This is a genomic window from Coleofasciculus sp. (assembly GCF_046539235.1).
Taxonomy (GTDB): domain Bacteria; phylum Cyanobacteriota; class Cyanobacteriia; order Cyanobacteriales; family Coleofasciculaceae; genus Coleofasciculus.
Genome location: NZ_JBKHHI010000549.1, coordinates 1 through 3,645 on the forward strand (window position 1 = coordinate 1; position 3,645 = coordinate 3,645).

At 48.5% G+C, this 3,645-nt stretch carries 3 protein-coding genes; 1 reads left to right on the plus strand and 2 read right to left on the minus strand.

Annotated elements, in window-relative coordinates:
* Positions 1-1,991, minus strand: a 1,991-nt coding sequence (locus tag ACLFWI_RS28365) for a chromosome segregation ATPase (RefSeq protein ID WP_446415711.1), incomplete at its 3' end; no start/stop codon positions are given.
* Positions 1,992-2,265: 274 nt separating this feature from the next.
* The gene (gene hslO, locus ACLFWI_RS28370) at positions 2,266-3,165 is read right to left on the minus strand and encodes an Hsp33 family molecular chaperone HslO (protein WP_446415712.1); all 900 of its coding nucleotides are present in this window, start codon (positions 3,163-3,165) and stop codon (positions 2,266-2,268) included.
* A gap of 205 nt (positions 3,166-3,370) precedes the next feature.
* On the opposite strand from hslO, the gene ACLFWI_RS28375 reads away from it, so the two are divergent.
* Positions 3,371-3,645 (plus strand): hypothetical protein (locus ACLFWI_RS28375; RefSeq protein ID WP_446415713.1); only part of this gene is annotated, 275 nt, incomplete at its 3' end.

Sequence of the window (3,645 nt, forward strand, 5' to 3'; positions counted from 1 at the left end):
GGAGGAACCACGACAAGGGGAGGAGGCGGTTCTAAAATCTTTTGCCACCCTTGAATTTGCACTTGAGCCGCATTGTAGGCTTCGGTTCCTGAAGGAATCATTTTAGCCAGTCGAATCGCTTCTGTTAAGCTAAGAGCAGCTCGATCTTGAGCTAGAGCCAACAGTTGATAACTCCAGCGATTAACCGCCGAGACTGCATCACCTCTAACTTTGGCGGAACTGGGAACTTGTCTGGCTAAACGAATTGCCTCCACAATGGCGTCGGGGGTACCGGGAGTGGCAGCTTGATAGGCTTGTTGCAAGCGCTGTTGTCCCAAAACTTCTGTTTTCCAGCCCTTAATCAGGCTTTGTGCTTCCCCATAGAGTACCCGTCCGGATTTGATTTGTTCAGCCGCCGCGATCGCAGCCGAAAGATTGCCGGAGTTGGCAAGGGTACGAGCTTGGTCAATATAGGGTTGGTCTTCTAGGCGTTGAACCGTGCGTGTCCAGTCTTTGATCTTACTCTGCGCCTCTGAGTAAAGAGCGCGATTGGGGGCAATCCGACGGGCTTCTTGGATGGCTTCTCGTAAGGATTGGACTCCGCCAAAGCTGGCAATTTGGGTGGCGCGATCAAGATAGGGCTGATCTTCTATGGTTTGGATCTGACGAGTCCATTGGCTAATCTCCGCCCTCGCTTCCTGGTAGCGGGGATTGCGGTTGGGAATCAGTTTGGCTTCTGCGATCGCAATCTGTAAATCGTTAATTAGCCCAGAACTGGAAAACGCCCTTGCTCGTTCCAGTCGAGCTACGTCCTCAATTTCCCGTTGCCATCGATCAATTAATTCCTGACCTTTATCATACAGAGGACGATCTGGACTCAGTTTCTGAACCGACGCGATCGCGATTTCTAAATCCCCACTGCTTCCCGATTCAGCACGGGATATAGCATTGGCTAAGTCAATTAAATCTGCCTTGACGTCTGGTAATTTCACGCTAGCGGGTAACTTATTGGCAATCTCTAACACCCCTTGCCAGTTCCGTTGTTCTAAGCGACTTGTCGCTAGTTTTAGTAATTTATTCCCACTCTCAGCAATTAAATCTTGAGCTTCTTTGTAGGCAAAACTCTTGGGCGTGATTTTCTCAGCCGCTTCAATCGCCTTTAAAATATCATCAACTCGACCCGTTTTACTTAGCTGATAAGCTTCATCCAGCTTCTGACTATCGTCTCGTCCAATTTGAATCAGATCCACGAGTTGGTTGTACTTGACGGCTGCCCAATACTGATTATCTATCGTTGTCAGCTTGACCGCTTCTCGAAATGCTAATGTCCAGTTGGACTGTCTCAGGTGTTCCTCGGCTTGTTCATAAATTCCTGAAGCCTTTTGCCACAGCGTTTCCCATTCCTTAATTTGTTCTTTGACCAGCGTAAACGCCGGCACATCTCTAGGAATCCGGTTGGCAATTTCAATCGCTTCCTCTAGCTGACCGGCTTGAAACTTTTCTTCGCCAATCGCTAAAATCTCCACTGACCACTCTTCGATATGGCGGTTAATTTCTGGGCGTAAGGGGTGGTCTTTGGGTAAAGCGTCTATGAGTGCGATCGCTTCTAGCAAATCCTTGGTGGTGCGCTTATTTGCTGCAAGCTGGGCGCAATAGATACGCACCGAAGCCGAAGCCGTGGGCCAAAAAATTGAGGGACAATTTGGCACGGCTGGTAGCTTTAGCAAAAGGGCAACAGAGGCAAATCCCATCCCCCCTGAAACCATCATAATCACCACCACCCAAAATGCCCAACCGAATGTAAAGCGTCGTTTTGGTTCTTTCGGCTGTTGAGGAGAAGGGGCGGCTGGTTTCGTCGTCACTGGTTGGGGAGTGGCTTGACGATGAGAGGTTGAATGTCTGACCCGATGAGGATCAACAGCATTCCTCTGGTGTTGCCAATCTTGGCTCCAACGGGGTTGGGAAGACCGAGTAGCATACCAATGATCGGGCATTTTTCGATTTTTAGTCATAACTCACTCCACCACTCGCTAAGCCTAATGCTGTGGGTTTTATAGCACCCTCAGTTGTTGCAATACTACTCTCGTTAGACAGAAAACGCTATATTCTCCCTGAGACTCGATCGGGAATGGGAGCTAGGACAGTTGCCGTTAAGATGAGAATGATTGCTCTTATATCTAATCACAAACGCCATACCTCCTAGGGCGAAAACTATCCAAATTGGTGTTCATTAGAGGCAATCAACTCTTACCTTTCCCATTCCCAATTCCCCTAACTCAATCTCGATCAAACGGACTCAGCTTTTAAATCCTGAATCAGTTGAGCTAGTTCATCTCCACTCGCTTGGTAAACTTCCCCACAGAAGTGGCAAGTTGCTTCAGCGCCTTCGTCTTTTTCAATCATATCCCGAAGTTCGGCTTCACCTAGCATCTTTAGCGCTCCTAAAACGCGATCAAACGAGCAACCGCAGTCAAAACGCACCATTTGAATTTCTGGCAGAATTACCAAGCCCAAATCACCCAAAATCTGTTCAAAGATAGCCGGTAACGTTTTACCTTCCTGCAACAGGGGTGTGAATCCGGATAGCTTGGCGATGCGAGATTCCAAAATCTGCACTAAAGACTCGTCGTTAGCCGCTTTCGGTAAAATTTGGATTAATAACCCTCCCGATGCAGTTACGCCATCAGCGCCGACAAATACACCCACAATCAGTGCTGATGGGGTTTGTTCAGATGTGAGCAGATAATGAGCAATGTCATCGCCAATTTCTCCCGACACCAGTTCTACTGTACTGGAATAAGGATAGCCATATCCCACATCTCGGATCACATACAGATAACCGTCACGCCCAACTGCACCGCCAACATCAAGTTTGCCAGATTCGTTGGGCGGTAGTTCAATGGCAGGGTTATCCACATACCCTCTAACCGTACCATCTAAGCCCGCATCAACCAAAATTCCGCCCAAGGGACCCTTTCCCTTGACCCGAATATTCACCCTTGACCCTTCCCGCTTCATATTAGACGCCAACAATAAGCCAGATGACATTGTGCGCCCTAGGGCAGCCGTTGCCACATAGGAGAGCTGATGGCGCTGGCGGGCTTCTTCAGTGAGGCGCGTGGTAATCACACCGACGGCGCGGATACCCCCTTCTGCTGCTGTGGCGCGAATTAACTGATCAGCCATGTATCAACCTTACACTTCTTAACATACTCCCTTTTTATTTTAGGTTGGGTCGTTGGCATAAGGCGCGATCGCACCGTTGATATGATAGTCGGTGATGGATTCACAGCCGTGCCTTCCCTGGCGATCAGGATTAAAAGGATTAATATAATGTAATATCGAGAGTTACACTCTTGAGCAACAGACCTATTGTTTTTGGACACAGATTATGTTGGGAACCTTTCAACAAAGTCACCTCCGCATTGAACTCGAAGCTCCCCATACTGTTATCCGAGACAGTCTGCTGCATTCAGAGAAGTTGCGCCAGTGGTTACCGACTCAACGCCTTTCCCCTGGATTACCCGAACAACTCTATTCTGGAGTCACTTTTACCAGTTGGATTGGTCCGGTTGCTATCCAACATCAGGTAGAGGTAGCTGAGTCTTACGGGTTACGACTGTTATTGAGCCAAGGAATCGATGGCTATCACGAATGGTGTTGGGG

Excerpts from the sequence above, each read along its gene's own strand:
- hslO (WP_446415712.1), bottom strand. The coding sequence starts at position 3,165 with ATGGCTGATCAGTTAATTCGCGCCACAGCAGCAGAAGGGGGTATCCGC.